Source organism: Micromonospora krabiensis (assembly GCF_900091425.1).
GTDB classification, from domain to species: Bacteria; Actinomycetota; Actinomycetes; order Mycobacteriales; family Micromonosporaceae; genus Micromonospora; species Micromonospora krabiensis.
On sequence record NZ_LT598496.1, the window covers coordinates 2,803,426 to 2,819,205 of the forward strand.

The window sequence follows — 15,780 nt, forward strand, 5'->3', positions numbered from 1 at the left end:
GGAGGCTGAGGCACTGTCCGCCCGGGATCCCTCGGACGTGGGCTAACGGTCCCGGCTGTCGGGGCCGGACGGCCGACGCGTACGGCTCACGGGAGCCCGCCGACGGGGAGCTTGGGTGTGGTGGGGAGCTTCGCGTGGTAGTCGGCGGCGGACGTCTCCCGCCCCCACTGCGGCATCCCGATGGGGAGGTCGCGTGGGTCGGTGACCACCTCGATGAGGGTCAGGTGGTCGGGGGTGCCATCGAGGCCGGCGAGCGCGCGGGCCAACTCGCCCTCGGTGCGGGCCACGTGCGCGGTGAAGGGCGTGTCGCGGGCGAACGCCTGCGGCAGCCCGGCGTAGCGCCAGTTGTCGATGTCGTTGTAGGGCTGGTGCGGCCCGTCGATGGACCGCTCGACGGTGTAGCCCCCGTTGTTGACCACGATGATGATCGGACGCTGGCCCAACGCGAGCATCCGGCTGATCTCCTGCACGGTCAGTTGCAGCGACCCGTCGCCGGTGACCAGGACCACCCGTCGGTCCGGTGCCGCCACCTGGGCCCCGAACGCGGCCGGGGTGGCGTAGCCGATCGCGCCCCAGATCGGCGCGGCGAGGACGGCGGTGCGGTCCGGCAGGCGCATGGCCTCGGCGCCGAAGGACGGGGTGCCGGTCTCCGGGACGAGGATGTCACCCTCGCGCAACATGGCCTGCACCGCCGGCCAGAGCCGCACCTGGCGTAGGGGTTCGTCACTCGACGGGTCGAGCTGCGGCGGCTCGGCCAGCAGGGACGGGTTGCGCGACCAGCCGGCGCCACGGTTCGGGGCGATCTGCTGCAGGCAGCGTAGGGCGGCCGACATCGCCACCGGGGCGAACCGGGTGCCGGCGACCACCGCGGAGTCCCGCTGCAGGTTGATGATCCGCTCGGGCGCGAGGTCCGCGGTGAAGAGGCCGTCCCAGTCGAAGAACGTGGTGCCCACGCAGACCAGCACGTCAGCGCCCTCGACGACCTCGCGCGCCGGGTCCTCGCCGTCCCCACCGTTGTAGATCCCCACGTAGTGCGGGTCGGACTCGTCGAGCAACCCGCGCCCGAGGGCGTGCGCCGCGACCGGCCAGTTCCGCTCGGCCGCCAGGGCGGCCACCGCCGGGCCGAGGTCGTAGCGGATGGGCAGGTTACCGACCAGCATCGCGGGCCGTGCGGCCCCGGCGAGCAGGCGTTGTGCGGCGGTCGCGAAGGCGTCGAGCTGGGCGGGGGCGGCGACCGGGTCGGGGCGGGTGAATCGCCGCGCCGGCCGCGCCACCCGGGCACGGACCACATCACCCGGCAGGCGTACGTACACCGGCCGCTGCTGCGACCAGCACTCGGCGAGCACCCGGTCGATCTCGTCCGGCGCGTTCTCGGTGGTCAACGTGGTCTGGGCGACGGTCACCTCGCGGGCCACCCGCACCCAGTGCTCGAAGTCGCCGTCGGCGAGCGAGTGGTGCATGGACGTGTGCTGCCGCATGATCTCCACGGTGGGCCCGCCGACGATCGAGACGATCGGCACCGACTCGGCCATGGCCCCGGCCAGCGCGCTGACCGCTGACAGTTCGCCCGGCCCGAAGGTGGTAAGGATCGCGGCCACCCCGTTGAGGCGCGCGTATCCGTCGGCGCTGTAGCCCGCGTTGAGTTCGTTGCAGCTGCCGACCCACTCGATCCCGTCGAACGCCTCGACCTGGTCGAGGAAGTCCATGTTGTAGTCGCCGGGCAGGCCGAAGATGTGGCGTACACCCAGGTCGCGGAGGCGACTGAGCAGCAGCTCGCCGACCGCCGTCGTGCCGTCACCGCCTGCCATCGCTGCCCCCGTCCGGTCGCCGCCCGGCGGTCGCCAGCCTGACCGCCCCCCGGACCATATCTGCTCCAATCCGGCGAAGCGGATGATTCGGGGCCACCGGAGCGGCGGCCCCCACGTCCGTGGATCGCAGGCCACCGGAGCACCGCTGGCCACCGCCCACGCGGCCCGACGGGCGTTGTCCGCCGCTGCTTTACTGGGCTCGGCCACTGACCGGCTTCACTGGCGACGGGGCACCGGATGGATCTGCTCTTCAGCAGCGTCGAGCGGGTGTTCGATCTTCTCCGCCGACGCGTGCCCTGGCTGGCGCTGCTGGTCGCGACCATCGGTTGGGTGGCGGCGATGGTCGCCTTCGGCTGGGGGACCCGGTGGGCGTCGTCGTACGGACCGGGCTCGCCGAGCGTGGCCTGGTCGTCGGTGGCCTTCCTCGTCTGCTCGCCACTCGTGCTGCTGCTGAACGTCGGCCTCCGCGGGATCGCCGGCGTGCCACCGGTGGCCTGGCCGCTCGGCTTCGCGTCCGTGGCGCTGGCCGGCGCCTGGGTCGTGGTCGCCGCCGCCGGCAGCCCCGACAACGGCGGGTACGGCTGGCTGTTCTCGCTGTGGGGCTTCCTGTACGCCCAACTGTTCGTGGTCGTCGTCGCCACCCTCGACGAGCTGGCGCGGCGGCGACGCCACGGCCCCGGACGCTACGGCAGCCCGAACGACGAACGCCGCACCCGCCGGCGGCTGCTCCAGGTGAAGGTGCTGATCGCAGCGGGCAGCCTGGTGACCGTCCTCGTCGGGCTTCGGGCGGACGGCCGGTTGGCGGGCATCGAGGCCGCCGGCGATCTTCAGCTCGGTAGTGCCGACATCCGGGTGGCCGGACTCGCCGTTGCGCTCCTGGTGTTGCTGATGCTGGCGCTGTTCGTCCGCCACCGGTGGACCGCCCGGGTGGCCGCCCTCGCCACCGCCATCACCGTCGCGCTCACCCTGTTCGCCCTGCCCGCGCGGCAGCGTTCGGACACCGCCCTCCAGTACGGGTGGTTGGTCGTCACGCTGCTCTACCTGCTGCTCAAGGCCGCCAACCGGACGTACTGGCCGGCGTGGCCCCGCCCGGCGTACGCCGCGCCGGCTCCGACCGGCAACTACGCCGCCGAGGTGGGCTGGATCGCGGTCTCCGTCCTTGCCGTCGTCGTGTTGTGCTGCGGCGACGGCCTCTTCCGACCGGACCAGGGATAGCCGGCGTCGCCCATGCTGGTCCGTCACGATCCGACAGCCGACAGGGAGGACCCCGTGCTGCCCCCAGGAAGGTTTCTGCTGGAGTCTGTACGCCGAGCCGGAGTGCGCGACGCCGTCGCCGTGGAGCCGGTGGCGGGTGGGCTCGCGGCGCTCGCCGGCATAGCCGCCCGTCCGGACGCCCCGCCGGTGTTCGTCAAGGCCCTCGTCGACGTGCCGGCCGACGACGTCTTCGTCGCCGAGGCCGAGGGGTTGGCCGCCCTACGGAAGCTCGGCGGCGTGACCACACCCGAGGTGCTCCTGGCGAGCCGGGACGTGCTGGTGCTGTCGGTGCTGCGGCCGAGGCCACCCAGCGAGGCCTTCTGGGAGCGGTTCGCGCACGTGCTCGCTCACCTGCACCTGAGCACGACGCATCCGCGCTTCGGGTGGCACCGCGACAACTGGTTGGGGCGCCGCCGGCAGATCAACAGCTGGGAGGACGACGGCTTCGCGTTCTTCGCCCAGCACCGGCTGCTCCGGTGGCTCGGGCAACCCCGCGTCGAGGCGGCACTCGACCGCGGTGACCGGACGGCGCTGGAGCGGCTGTGTCACCGGCTGCCCGAGCTGCTGCCGGACCGACCGGCCTGCCTGACGCACGGCGACCTGTGGGCGCAGAACGTCCTGGCCACGTCGGACGGGCAGCCCGCGCTGATCGACCCGGCGGTGTCCTACACGTGGGCCGAGGTCGACCTCGCCCACGTGTGGTCCACCTCGCCCCCGCCCGAGGCGCGACGGTTCTTCGACGTGTACGCGGAGTTGACCGGCCTCGACGGCGACTGGCGTGCCCGCATGCCGATCATCCAACTGCGACAACACCTCGCCGTGCTGGCCCAGTTCGACGACGACTGGGGCGCGGCCGACCAGATCCGTGCCACCCTCGCCCCGTTCCGGACGAGCACCTGACAGACGGCCGATGGTGGACCGGCGTTGGTAGGCGGCGGGGCTGATCAACAGCTTCCTGGCGAAAGAAGATCCGTCGCATGCTCTCTTGACATCCTCTGCACCCTCAAGGGTGGAGATTCCCTCCACGCTGCATGTGGGAACACGCGGCGTCCGGGTGGGTTACCGCTTCTCTGCGCGGTGCCGGGACGAGTCCTGGTCTTACCTGCGCTCCACGGTCGTTTGAGTTGTCCGCCTGCCCGGCGGCCAACACGTTCATGGCGGCGTTCACATCCCGGTCGTGGGTTGCCCCGCACGGGCACTCCCAGGACCGGACGTCGAGCGCCATCCTGTCGCTGATCCGGCCACACTGCGAGCACATGCGGGTGGACGGGAACCATCGGTCCACCCGGCCGAACCTGCGCCCGTACCGCGCGGCCTTGTACTCCAACATCGCGGTGAAACTGGCCCACCCGGCATCGTGCACGGACTTGGCCAGCCGGGTCCGGCCAAGACCGGCAACGGCAAGGTCCTCGACATACACCGCTTGGTTATCGCGGATGATCGCCGTGGACAGCTTGTGCTGCCAATCCCGCCGGGTTTCAGCCACCCGCGCATGAGCACGAGCAACCTTCACCACGGCCTTCTTCCGGTTCGCCGAACCCTTCTGCTTGCGGGACAGGTCCTGCTGCAACCGCTTGAGCTTGCGGGCCGCACGGCGCAGAAACCTCGGTGCAGTCACCTTCGTGCCGTCCGACAACACCGCGAAATGCGTCAGTCCCAGGTCGATACCGACCTCATAGTCCGCTTCCGGGAGCGGCTCCTCCGTGGCCTGTACAACGAACGAGGCGAAGTACCGACCCGCCGCGTCCTTGACGACCGTCACGGACGATGGGACGGACGGCAGCTCCCGAGACCAGCGGACCACGAGATCGCCGATTTTCGGCAGCCGCAGACGACCGTTGTCGAGGACCTTGAACCGAGAGTTCTTCGTAAACCGGATGCTCTGCCGATTGTCCTTACGCGACCGGAACCGAGGTGGGGAAACCACTCGCCCCTTTCGCTCACCGCTAATCGAGGCGAAGAAGTTGCGATAGGCGATGTTGAGGTCCGCCAATGCCTGCTGCAACACCACCGCCGAGACTTCACCCAGCCAGGCACGTTCCTCAGTCTTCTTCGCCTCGGTGATCAGAAGGCGGGACAGCACGGCGTCGGAGACGTGCTTCTCGCCCGCCTCCCACGCCCGCTGACGCAGCCTGAGCCCGTCGTTGAACACCACCCGAGCACACCCGAACGCCTTCGCCAACTCAATCTGCTGGCCCAGCGTCGGATACACACGGAACTGGTACCGCAACTGCACAAACAGCACAGTATCGTGGCCGCCGCGCTGCCCATATCCGGACTCATCGCCTGGCAGGGGTTGTTCGACCACGCCCACCTCGCGCCCGGGCAGACCGTCCTCATTCACGGTGCCGCGGGTGGTGTCGGGTCGATCGCCACCCAACTCGCGTGGGAGGTGGGCGCCCGCGTGATCGGCACCGGCCGGGCCGACGACCGGGACGTTGTGCTGGGCCTCGGCGCGCAGTCCTTCGTCGACCTGGAGGCCGACGACCTGCGGCAGGTCGGCGAGGTGGATGTGGTGTTCGACGTCGTGGGCGGTGACGTCCTCGCACGGTCGACCGAACTGGTGCGCGCGGGCGGCACCGTCGTCACCATCGTCCTGCCGCCGACCGTGCAGCCCCGGAACGGGCGAGCGATCTTCTTCGTCGTCGAGCCCGATCGCGCCCAGTTGGCCGATCTCGCCCAGCGCGTCCGGACCGGTCGACTCAAGCCCATCGTCGGTGCCGTGCGTCCGCTCGCCGAGACGGCCGCCGCGTTCGGCCGCGACCGGCGTACGCCCGGCAAGACGATCATCGAGCCGGTGACGAACTCCTGAGGGCCCGTCGCGTCAGTTGCCGAACAGCCGGGTGAACCGCTGGACCACCTCGCGGTCGCCGGTCACCTCCACGTCGCCGGCCTCGATCGCCGCAGCCACCGCGCGGTCGGTGAAGATCAGCTCCAGCAGGGTGGGTACGTCGGCGCGCACGGTGGCCTGGACGGCTGCCGTCGCGCCGCGTACGACGCTGACCGCCGAGGGCGTCACGTCGACGTCGAAGGTGTCGACGCCGACCGCCAGGCGGATCGTGAGCGCCGGCGCGCTCCCGGCGGGCGGGCGGTAGAGCGCCTTGAGCAGCAGCATGAAGGCGTCGGTGCTCATCGTCGCCCCGCCGGGTGCGGGCTGGTGCGCGCCCCAGCGGGCCAGGGCGATCAGCACCGGCTCCAGGTCGCGTCCCCGTTCGGTCAGTTCGTAGACCCGGGCGCTGACCGGCGGCCCCAGGTCCACGCGGCGCACGATGCCGTCGTGTTCCAACTCCCGCAGCCGCTGGCTGAGCACGTTCTGGCTGGCCTGGGGCAGGCCGTTGCGCAGGTCACGGAACCTCTTCGGGCCGAAGATCAGCTCCCGTACGACGTGCAGGGCCCACCGCTCGCCGACGACGTCCAGGGCGAGGGCGGCGCCGCACGGGTCTTCGTAGCTTCGCTGTGACACAGGACAACTATACGACTCAGGAGTGGGTGGTACCGTCGACGCACTGAACGGTCCTGATTTAGGAGTAACTGGTGGCTGATCTGCTGTCCCGCGTCGTCGAGGCCCACGGCGGGCTCGACCGCTGGAAGAACCTCTCGACCCTCACCGCGCGCATCACCTACGGCGGCCCCTTCTGGGAGTTCAAGGGTCACGCCGACTTCGTCGGCGACGACCTGGTGGAGGCCAGCCTGCAGGCGGAGCGCTCGATCCACCGCCAGCAGGCGACCGGTCGCACCGTCGTCCTCGACCGTGCGGCGGACCGGGTGACGGTCACCGGCCGCGACGGGGAGGTGCTCGCCGACCTGCGCGAGCCGCGCGCGACCTTCGACGGCTATACGCCGGAGACCCCGTGGAACCTGGGCCAGCTCGCCTACTTCCGCAGCTACGCCACCTGGCACTACCTCGTCGAGCCGTACATCTTCACCTGGCCCGGCGTCGAGGCGCACGAGGTGGCGCCGTGGACCGAGAACGGCGAGACGTGGCGGGTGCTCAGCGTCACCTTTCCCCCGTCGCTCCACACCCACAACACCACCCAGCTCTACTACTACGACGACTCCGGCCTGCTGCGTCGGATGGACTACCAGCCGGACGTGAACGGCCGGACGCCTGTCGCGCACTACATCCGGGCCCACGAGGTGATCGACGGGATTCCGGTCGCGACGAAGCGACACATCCACCCGCGCAACGAGGACGGCACGCCGGATCTCTCCTGGATCCCGATCACCGTCGACCTGTCGGAGATCACGATCAGCTGAGGATCGCGGCGCGGCCCCGCGCCCGGCGTCCGCCCGCGGAACACCACCGCGGCGGAGGCCGGGCGCGCACGCACGGCCTGGCTTCGGTGACGCACGACCCGGAAGACCGGCTGCTATCTTAGGGCTCCTAAGTTTTACTGAGCCCATGAAAGTTGGACATGCCTCGACAGGGTTTGACGAGCGAGCGCGTCTCGGCCGCCGCCGCCGAGCTGGCCGACGAGCTCGGGTTGGCACGGTTGACCGTCGCGGCGGTCGCGCGGCATTTCGGGGTCTCGGATGCCGCCCTCTACGTGCACGTCCGCAGTCGGGACGCGTTGATCGAGCAGGTCGCGGTCCGGGCGGCGGCCGCGTTCGCCGACGAGCTGGCGCTCGCCGTGGCCGGCCGGGCCGGCCGGCAGGCGCTGGCCGGGTTCGCCGACGCCTGGCGTACGTTCGCGGCGGCGCACCCCGGGCAGTACGCCGCGACGCAGATGCCGTTGCCGCCCGAGGTCGGCACGAACTCGGCCGGGCACCTACGCCTGATCGAGCTGAGCTACGCGATGCTGCGCGGGTACGGGCTCGACGAACCGGTGCTCACCGACGCCATCCGTCTCGTCCGCAGCACCTTCCACGGCTTCGCCAGCCTGGAGAACGTCCACGGGTTCGGGCATCCCCGGGACCTCGACGCGTCGTGGCACAGCATCCTCGACGCGCTCCACGCGACGCTCACCAACTGGCCCAACGGAACAGGCAGGACAGCCGCAATGAACAGTCACCAGGGCCAGGACCAGCACGTCGACTCGGCGGACGGGACCCGCCTGGTGGTCCGGCGCGTGGGTGCCGGTGACCCCGTCGTCCTCGTACACGGATCGGGAGGTGGACTGCACTCCTGGGCCGCGGTCGCCGACCACCTGAGCCCCGACCACGAGGTGTGGATGCCGGCGCGGCGTGGCTACGGCCCCAGCGACGTGCCGCCCGGGGTCAAGTCCTTCACCGACGAGACGGCTGATCTGATCGCCGTCGTCCGGGCGGCCCGCGCGACCTCCGGCCGTCCCGTGCATCTCGTCGGCGCGTCCTACGGGGCGACCCTGTCCCTGCACACCGCCGCGGCGGAGCCGCGCGACCTGCGGTCCCTCGCCATCTTCGAGGCCCCGCTCTTCGCGGCCGGGCCCGGGACCGCACCCCACCTCGACCGTTACCGCGACGCCTTCGCGCGGGACGACGCACAGGCGATGGCCGCGGCGTTGAACGACGTGACCCGCGTACCGGCGGAGGTCGTCGCAGCGTTCGCCGCCGCGGCCGGGGACCGGACGCCCGACCCGGTCGAAGCCCGCCGGTCGGCGATCGGCTGGCTGCACGACCTCGAAGCGCTCGCCGCCGACAGCACGGACGTCGGTCGCTGGTCCGGCATCACCCTGCCGACGCTGCTGATGCAGGGCGCCGACACGTGGGAGCCGATGCCCACCACGATGAACGCCCTCGCCGAGGCGATCCCCCAGGCGCGTCGAGTCATCTGGCCGGGGCAGTCCCACTTCGTGACCATGACCGCGCCCACCCTGGTCGCGGACGCCCTGCGCCAGTTCTTCGCCGAGGTCCCGGCGTAGCAGGTTCCGCCTGCGCCCGGCCGGCGGTGGCCGCCGCCGGCTGGCGCGCACTCGGTCAGCGACCGCTGTCTCGGATTCCTCAGTTCGGACCGACACGGCCTCCGTCGAGCAGCGGCACCGGCGGCTCGTCGGTGAAGGCGGCCTCCGCGATCTCGCGGACGGCGCGCACGAAGGCCGCGACGGCGGGTGAGCGCGAGTCGGCGGGCCAGGCCACCGCCAGCGTCGTCGGCTCCAGTCCCTCCACCGGCCGGTAGGCGATGTTGGGCCGCGGGAAGCGACGGGCGACCCAGTCGGGCAGGAACCAGACGACGTTGCCCACCTCGACCAGGTTGAAGATCTGCGAGAGGTCCAGCCTGCTCCGCGGGTCGGCGGGCGGTGGCGGGGTGCCGCCCGCCTCGGCCGGCGCCCCGCCCGGGAGTCGCCGCCCGGCCAGGTCGGACAGGCGTACGGTCCTCCGCGCGGCCAGCGGGTCGGTGGCCGCCAGCGCCACCAGGCGGGGGCCCGTCACCAGCGGCTCGGTGTCCAGTCCACGGTCGTCGAACGGCGTCGGCAGCAGCGCCACGTCGGCGCGCCCGTCCCGCAGGGCCGGAACCTGCTCGCCGTGCCCGCCGAGCAGCAGCTCCACGGGCAGGGTCCGGTAGGCGTCCATGATCGTCGGCAGCAGTCCGGCGTCGTAGTCGGCCTTCAGCGCCAGCCGCAACGTCGGCACCGGCCGTCCGGCGTTGCGGGCCCGACGTTGCGCCGCGCCGACCGCGTCCAGCGCCGCCCGGGCGTCGACCAGCAGCGTCTCCCCGGCCGCCGTGAGCGTGACCTGGCGCGTCGTACGGATCAGCAGCTGCACGCCGAGCTGCCGCTCCAGGTCCCGGATCGCGCGGGACAGCGGCGGCTGCGCCATTCCCAGCCGCTGCGCGGCCCGCCCGAAGTGCCGCTCCTCGGCCACCGCCACGAAGTACCGCAGCTGCCGAGTCTCCAGGTCACTCATACCGCCAGAGTATCAATCGAGACGGAGATGATCTTTCCGCCGAGCGCCACGCCCGCGTTCACTGGACCGCGTCACCCTCGTTCGACACTGAGGAGAAGCCATGATCGTGGTTACCGCGCCGACCGGCAACATCGGCCGCCGGCTCGTCCAGGACCTGCTCGACGTCGGCGCGCCGGTCCGCGTCGTGGTCCGGGACCCGGCGCGCCTCGCGCCCGGCATCGCCGAGCGGGTCGAGATCGTACGCGGGTCCCACGGCGACCCCACCGTCGTGGCCGAGGCGTTCGCCGGCGCCGACGCCGTCTTCTGGCTCGTGGCGGCCGACCCGCGCGCGGAGAGTGTCGAAGCGGCGTACTCGGGGTTCACCCGCCCGGTGCTCGAAGCGTTCACCGCGCGCGGCATCGGGCGGGTCGTCGGTGTCTCGGCGTTGGGCCGGGGCACGCCGGTGGCCGGGCACGCCGGTCACGTGACCGCGACGCTGGCGATGGACGACCTGATCGCCGACACCGGCGTGCCCTACCGGGCCCTGACCATGCCGTCCTTCATGGACAACACGCTGTGGCAGGCCGGCCCCATCGCCACCCAGGGCGTGCTCTACGGCCCGAGCCTGCCCGACCTGCCCGCGCCGTCGGTCGCCACCCGGGACATCGCCGCCGTCGCCGCCCGACTGCTGCGCGACGACACCTGGACCGGTTTTGAGGAGGTGCCGGTGCTCGGCCCGCAGGACCTCACCTACGACGAGATGGCCGCGATCATCTCCGAGGTGCTCAGCCGGCCGGTGCGCTACCAGCAGATCCCGGGCGAGGCGTACAAGGCGAACATGATGCGGGCCGGGTACTCCGAACCGATGGCACAGGCCCTGCTCGACATGGCGCTCGCCAAGAACAACGGCTTGGACAACGGCGTCACGCGTACGGCGGAGTTCAGCACGCCGACCACGTTCCGGCAGTGGTGCACCGACGTGCTCAAGCCGGCCGTCGACGCCTGACGACCACTGCGGCAGCAGCCGCCCCCGGCCGAGGGCGGCTCCTGCCGCGCTTCCTGAATCGCGTGGCCGCTTCGTCGTCAGACCGGTCGGGTCCTCGGCGTGGTCGGGTGGGGTGCCAACAGGCGGGCCACGGCGTGGGACGCCAGGACGCTGACCGGGAGCAGCAGGGCAGCGCCCGCCGTCGCCGCCCGAGCGTTTCGGGGCACACCCGCCGCCCCCAGCTCGCGCCAGGCCCACAGCGAGAACGGGGCAGCGACCAGCGGCGCGGTCACGACCCCCGGGGTGTAGCCCCGGACGGCCACGCTCTGGGCGACGTGGCCGCCCGCGTGCACTCCGAACCCGACCAGGGCGGCCTGATAGAAGCGGCTGCGTCCACCGGTGCGCGCCCCGCGCGCCGCCGCGGCGGCCACGACCGCACCCATCACGCCGATCGCGACGCGCGACTGCGTCCGGCTGACTCGCAGGCCATCCCACACCCGCTCGGGCACCCGAGGGAAGCGGGCCCGCAGCCGCGGCCGGGCACGGTCCAGCCAACCGCCCATCGTGACCAGTTCTTCGCTGTCGTGGACTGCCCAGGCCACCAGCAGCCCCCAGGTGGCCGCCGCGGTGAGGTCCCCGCCCCGTTCCGACGTCATGACACCTATAATTTACGAGTCAGTCTGTAAATTAAAGAGGGTGTGACATGCCGAACGACCGGGGCCGTCCGCGGCGGCCGGAGACCGACGCGGCGATCCTGGGCGCCACCATCGACCTGCTGCGCGAGACCGGCTACGGCGGCCTGTCCATCGAAGCGGTGGCGACGCGCGCCCGCGTCACCCGCCCGACCATCTACCGGCGCTGGCCCGACAAGGCCCAACTCGTCGTCGAAGCCCTGTCCCGGGCAGTGCCCCCCGCGCCCGCCCCGGACACCGGCGACACCCGCACCGACCTGCACCACCTGGCCAACGGCCTGGTCGACCGGCTCGTCCGCACCGGCCTGGCACCAGTCGTCCTCGGCGTCCTCGCCGACAGCAACGGACGCGACGACCTCGCCGCGCCGCTGCGAGACCTGTACCTGCACCCGCGCCTCGACACGATCACCGACGTCGTCAACCGCGGCATCGCCCGCGGCGACCTGCCCCGCGACACCTCACCGGACACGGCCCGCGACCTTCTCGCCGGCCCGCTCGTCTACCGGTGGCTGGTCAGCGGCACGCTCACCCACACCGACATCGATCACCTCGTCGACACCGCGTGGACGGCCCTGAGCCGCCCAGCCCGAAGCGCGTCCCCGCGGCGACGATCGCCACAACCGGGCTAGTCAGGTGTGGACATCCCGCCAGTAGTCGTCGCGGAGACCGTGAAGTCGTCGGGCCCCACGCGTGGTCATCTACGCACCGCGACGTGAAGCAGGCACGGCAACTGCGGCAGCGCGCGGCGGAGATGTTCGACGATGTCGCACACCCACTGGACGCAGCCCGTTGCCGCGCCGGCTGATCTCGGCGCCCCGTGGGAGCCGCAGGGCAGGTGACCATCGGCCCAGGGCCGCGAGCGGAAGGCGGTCTTCATCCGGCGGGCTTCTTGACGCCTTCTTACGCTGCGCCCCGATCAGGTGAGTCATGTACGTCGCGGGGCGGCAACACCGGTGGCGCTGACGGCACCACGCACGACCGACCGTCCCGGGCGCCCCAGGAGGGCAGGATCGGCGGCAGGTCGGACAGCAGCGCCGACGAGCCGCGCGATGGCGCGGCGCTGATCCCGTCGTCGGCCTGGCGACGCCCGTACTGGTCGGGCAGATCGCCCCAGCCGCGGTAGGGCCGGGGCGGCTGCGACGGCTGCGCCGCCGCTGCGCAGGGGTCGGGGCGCCGGACGCTGCACAGGTGTGTCCAGTCCTCGCCCAGGTCGAACACGTACGCGAAGACCGCGTCGTCGCTCAGCGCGTCCAGCCGGGTGCGGCGGCCGTCGCGGGTGCCGGGGAACGCCGGCCCGTCGCGCCAGGTCGACCAGCTCACGTCCGTGCCATCGGGCAGGACGAACATGCGCAGGTGCGCCAGGTCCCAGCGACCGAAGGCGACGTCGATCGCCTCGGCCAACTCGGCGAAGGTGTGCCCGCGGTGGGCCGTGAAGACCCGGCCGGGGCGCGGCCACCAGTCCCGGCCACGCCCGGTCACCAGTTCCACGCAGACGGATAGGAACCCGTCGGCGGCGCGCGGCGGCGCGGCGCGGCCCATCGTGTCGGGGGCGCTGGTGGGGCGGTCACGCTCCACGGGAGTTACCGAACGGTGAGTTGTCCGGCGGCGAGACCACCGGGTCGGGTCCGCAGGTGAACGTCCGCACTCCCGCCCCCGGGACGGGTTCGTCGTCGGTCGAGCGTTGGATGGACCGCATGAACCGGTAGCCGCTCCCGAGCACGCCGGCGAGACCGATCACCAATGCGTACGTCCACGCGTCGGCGGTGGCGGTCAGGTCGCCGAACCGGTTGGCGAGGAAGCCGACGTAGGTAGCCATCCCGAGCCCGGTGACCGTGGCCACCGCGCGCAGGTCCGCCACCATCGACGCGAAGACGCCGGCCGCGACGGCCATGACGAGCACCCGCCCCGGCAGCTCCGTCGGCGAGAACACCGCCGCTGCGAGCAAAGCCGCGGCGATCATCACCGCCCAACCCACCGCGACACTGATACCGGTCGGTGTCGGCTGGCGGCCGGCCGGAGCCGACGGATCCGAATCGGCAGTCACCACGCGCCTCCTGCGACGGTGAGGACCCGAGTCTCGTGCCCTCGTCGCCATATCACCCCCGGCGGCGGGCCCCGTCGACGGTTTTCACGCACCTGCTACGACTCCCGCCAAATTTTTGACGCGGTCGTGACGGCGACCGCTCGCGCGGACCGAATCGCTGTCGGCGGATCCGGCCGCTCCGTGAAGACGGCATAGAAATCGGTCGGCGGCTCGTCAAGAATGCGTATCCGAGTCCGCTGAGATCGCCATCGGCGGCGCATCCTGTGCCCCATGCTGGACGCTTCGACCTCGGTCACCCCTGGCCCCGACGACATCGCCCCCGCGGGCGATGATCCGCAGTCCCGCCCCGCCTCGTGGCGGCGCATAAGCGGCTCCGGCGGCGCCGCCCCCGGCCGGGACCGGTTGTCGGTGCTGGGCGGGCTGGCCGCCCTGTCGCTGGACGCGATGGCAACGAAGGTCAAGCATGTGGTGGGACTAGACCTGCCAGCAGCCGCCGGGTCCATCAAAGCATGCTGAGTACGTGCGCATCCCTTGGCGGACCAACCTTGACGTGTTCGCGCAGATCCTGCAACGGCATGGCGTCGAGCAGGATTCAGTGACCGATGTCGAGGTGCCGGGCCTAGTACGGCAGCCGCCGTTCGGGATCATGGCTGGAGTTCGAGGTTGAGGCGTCGGGTGTAGTGGGCTTGTCGGGCTCGGGCTTGATGCTGGCGCCGCCACTGTGACCAGCGCAGACGGTGGGCGAGGTTGCTGAGCGGGTGGATGATGCAGGCGTTGATCAGGCGGCGGACCTCGTTGACCGTGAGCTTGATCAGTCCGGTGTCGGCAGGCTCGTCGTCGGTGGCGTCGGCGGCGCAGATCGCCAGGACGGCGAGGGCGGCCAGGGCGAGGGTGGTGAACCGGTGCCAGGAGTCCCAGCGGCGGACCTGGTGCTGGTCGAGGCCGACCTGACCCTTGGCGGCTTGGAAGCTTTCCTCGACCGTCCACCGGATGCCCGCGACCCGCACGAGTTGGGCCAGGGTGGCCGGTTGTGGGGTCCAGCAGCGGTAGAAGGCCAGCTCACCGGTGGTGGTGTTGCGGCGGATCAGGAGGCTGTGGTTGCCACCGTCGTCGGGGTCGGCGTCGGTGGTGACCTCATCCAGCCAGGCCCAGTCGTAGAAGCGGGGCCCTTTCGACCCGGCTCCCGCGCTGCGGCGCTGCCACGCTGGGGCCGGTAGTTCGGCGGCGATGCGGTCGGCGCGGATCTTGACCTTGCCGCCGTCGAGGGGCACCAGGTGGCTGCGGGACACGGCCAGGACATAGCCCAGCTGGTGTTGGCGCAGGTGGGCGCGGAAGACGCTGCTGTTGCCGTAGGCCTCGTCGGCGGCCGCCCACCCGGCGGGGACGCCGGCGTCGAGGGCCCCGGTGATCATCTCGGCGGCCAGCTCGGACTTCGTGGCGAAGGCGACCCCGTCGGGGACTCCGGCGGCCTGGCAGCGGTCCCGGTCATCGGTCCAGGACACCGGCAGGTAGACCCTGCGGTCGATCAGCGTGTGCCCGTGCCGGCTGGCGTAGCCGCAGAACACCCCTACCTGGGCGTTCTCAATCCTGCCGGCGGTGCCCGTGTACTGGCGTTGCACCCCGACCGTGTGCACGCCCTTCTTCAGGTCTCCGGTCTCGTCAACGACCAGCACCGCGTCCGGGTCACCGAACCGGTCGACGATCACCGTCCGCACGTCGTCGCGGACGGCGTCGGCGTCCCACACCGCCCGATACAACAACCTCTGCATCGCATCCGGCCGGGCGTGTCCGGCCTGCTCCGCCAACTGCCAGCACGTCTTGACCTCGATATCGGCCAGCAGCCCCGTCACAAACGCCGCCGCCGACCGCCGCGGCTCGACCCGCCCGAACCGTCCCGCGAACGCATCGCACACCCCGGCCAGGACCTGCCGCCACCGGGCAGGGTTTACGCTGTGGCACGCGGCCACCGCCAAATCTGAAGTTATGTCCACAGCAGACAGACGATCACGCGGTGGCCGCACCTCGCCTACCGGCCCCACCAGCGACATCTCAAACGGCGGCTGCCGTACTAGCGCCGGCACGTAAGCGCCTGAACATCGGCCAATTGAGGACTCGCCGAAAGACCATCGGCCGCGGACGGCTGACCCCTTGGGTGTGAAAGGACGATCATGACGAGTTGAGCTGCGTCATCACCAG

The 15,780-nt window shown here is 71.6% G+C and carries 16 protein-coding genes; 8 read left to right on the top strand and 8 right to left on the bottom strand.

Annotation, left to right across the window (positions count from 1 at the left end):
- Window positions 1–86: 86 nt before the first annotated feature.
- On the bottom strand, window positions 87–1,808 hold the full coding sequence (locus tag GA0070620_RS12420; protein ID WP_091590292.1) for an alpha-keto acid decarboxylase family protein: 1,722 nt from the start codon (window positions 1,806–1,808) through the stop codon (window positions 87–89).
- Between the two features lie 237 nt (window positions 1,809–2,045).
- Between GA0070620_RS12420 and GA0070620_RS12425 the strand changes: the two genes are divergently transcribed.
- Window positions 2,046–3,023: a hypothetical protein gene (locus GA0070620_RS12425; protein WP_091590295.1), complete on the top strand. Its 978-nt coding sequence runs from the start codon at window positions 2,046–2,048 to the stop codon at window positions 3,021–3,023.
- Window positions 3,024–3,077: 54 nt separating this feature from the next.
- Window positions 3,078–3,962, top strand: a complete 885-nt coding sequence (locus GA0070620_RS12430) for a fructosamine kinase family protein (RefSeq protein WP_231922350.1) — start codon at window positions 3,078–3,080, stop codon at window positions 3,960–3,962.
- A gap of 103 nt (window positions 3,963–4,065) precedes the next feature.
- On the opposite strand, the gene GA0070620_RS12435 is transcribed toward GA0070620_RS12430, so the two are convergent.
- A complete protein-coding gene (locus tag GA0070620_RS12435; RefSeq protein WP_157741602.1) occupies window positions 4,066–5,298 on the bottom strand; it encodes an RNA-guided endonuclease InsQ/TnpB family protein in 1,233 nt (410 codons plus the stop codon).
- A 15-nt stretch (window positions 5,299–5,313) separates the two neighbouring features.
- Between GA0070620_RS12435 and GA0070620_RS12440 the strand changes: the two genes are divergently transcribed.
- Window positions 5,314–5,874, top strand: a complete 561-nt coding sequence (locus GA0070620_RS12440) for a zinc-binding dehydrogenase (protein WP_231922351.1) — start codon at window positions 5,314–5,316, stop codon at window positions 5,872–5,874.
- Between the two features lie 12 nt (window positions 5,875–5,886).
- Here GA0070620_RS12440 and GA0070620_RS12445 read toward each other — a convergent pair whose 3' ends face one another.
- Complete coding sequence (locus tag GA0070620_RS12445) at window positions 5,887–6,525, bottom strand: winged helix-turn-helix transcriptional regulator (protein WP_091590301.1); 639 nt, start codon at window positions 6,523–6,525, stop codon at window positions 5,887–5,889.
- Between the two features lie 71 nt (window positions 6,526–6,596).
- Between GA0070620_RS12445 and GA0070620_RS12450 the strand changes: the two genes are divergently transcribed.
- Window positions 6,597–7,319, top strand: a complete 723-nt coding sequence (locus tag GA0070620_RS12450) for a hypothetical protein (protein WP_091590303.1) — start codon at window positions 6,597–6,599, stop codon at window positions 7,317–7,319.
- A gap of 158 nt (window positions 7,320–7,477) precedes the next feature.
- Window positions 7,478–8,902 (top strand): alpha/beta fold hydrolase, encoded by a 1,425-nt coding sequence (locus GA0070620_RS12455; protein WP_091590306.1) that lies wholly within the window; start codon window positions 7,478–7,480, stop codon window positions 8,900–8,902.
- A 79-nt stretch (window positions 8,903–8,981) separates the two neighbouring features.
- On the opposite strand, the gene GA0070620_RS12460 is transcribed toward GA0070620_RS12455, so the two are convergent.
- The gene (locus GA0070620_RS12460; RefSeq protein WP_091590309.1) at window positions 8,982–9,884 is read right to left on the bottom strand and encodes a LysR family transcriptional regulator; all 903 of its coding nucleotides are present in this window, start codon (window positions 9,882–9,884) and stop codon (window positions 8,982–8,984) included.
- Between the two features lie 100 nt (window positions 9,885–9,984).
- On the opposite strand from GA0070620_RS12460, the gene GA0070620_RS12465 reads away from it, so the two are divergent.
- Window positions 9,985–10,869 carry an NAD(P)H-binding protein gene (locus GA0070620_RS12465; protein WP_091590312.1) on the top strand — a complete coding sequence of 295 codons (885 nt, stop codon included), beginning with the start codon at window positions 9,985–9,987 and terminating at the stop codon, window positions 10,867–10,869.
- Window positions 10,870–10,946: 77 nt separating this feature from the next.
- Here the strand turns inward: GA0070620_RS12465 and GA0070620_RS12470 are convergent, their stop codons facing one another.
- The gene (locus tag GA0070620_RS12470; protein WP_091590314.1) at window positions 10,947–11,504 is read right to left on the bottom strand and encodes an HXXEE domain-containing protein; all 558 of its coding nucleotides are present in this window, start codon (window positions 11,502–11,504) and stop codon (window positions 10,947–10,949) included.
- A 47-nt stretch (window positions 11,505–11,551) separates the two neighbouring features.
- Between GA0070620_RS12470 and GA0070620_RS12475 the strand changes: the two genes are divergently transcribed.
- Window positions 11,552–12,169, top strand: a complete 618-nt coding sequence (locus GA0070620_RS12475) for a TetR/AcrR family transcriptional regulator (protein WP_091590317.1) — start codon at window positions 11,552–11,554, stop codon at window positions 12,167–12,169.
- A 271-nt stretch (window positions 12,170–12,440) separates the two neighbouring features.
- Here GA0070620_RS12475 and GA0070620_RS12480 read toward each other — a convergent pair whose 3' ends face one another.
- Window positions 12,441–13,115, bottom strand: a complete 675-nt coding sequence (locus GA0070620_RS12480; protein WP_197677585.1) for a hypothetical protein — start codon at window positions 13,113–13,115, stop codon at window positions 12,441–12,443.
- On the bottom strand, window positions 13,105–13,584 hold the full coding sequence (locus GA0070620_RS12485) for a hypothetical protein (protein ID WP_157741603.1): 480 nt from the start codon (window positions 13,582–13,584) through the stop codon (window positions 13,105–13,107). Before GA0070620_RS12485 ends, GA0070620_RS12480 begins: the two co-directional genes overlap by 11 nt.
- Window positions 13,585–13,854: 270 nt before the next feature.
- Between GA0070620_RS12485 and GA0070620_RS12490 the strand changes: the two genes are divergently transcribed.
- Window positions 13,855–14,100 (top strand): hypothetical protein, encoded by a 246-nt coding sequence (locus GA0070620_RS12490; RefSeq protein WP_091590322.1) that lies wholly within the window; start codon window positions 13,855–13,857, stop codon window positions 14,098–14,100.
- A gap of 128 nt (window positions 14,101–14,228) precedes the next feature.
- On the opposite strand, the gene GA0070620_RS12495 is transcribed toward GA0070620_RS12490, so the two are convergent.
- Window positions 14,229–15,551, bottom strand: a complete 1,323-nt coding sequence (locus GA0070620_RS12495; protein WP_091587524.1) for an IS701 family transposase — start codon at window positions 15,549–15,551, stop codon at window positions 14,229–14,231.
- Window positions 15,552–15,780: the final 229 nt, after the last annotated feature.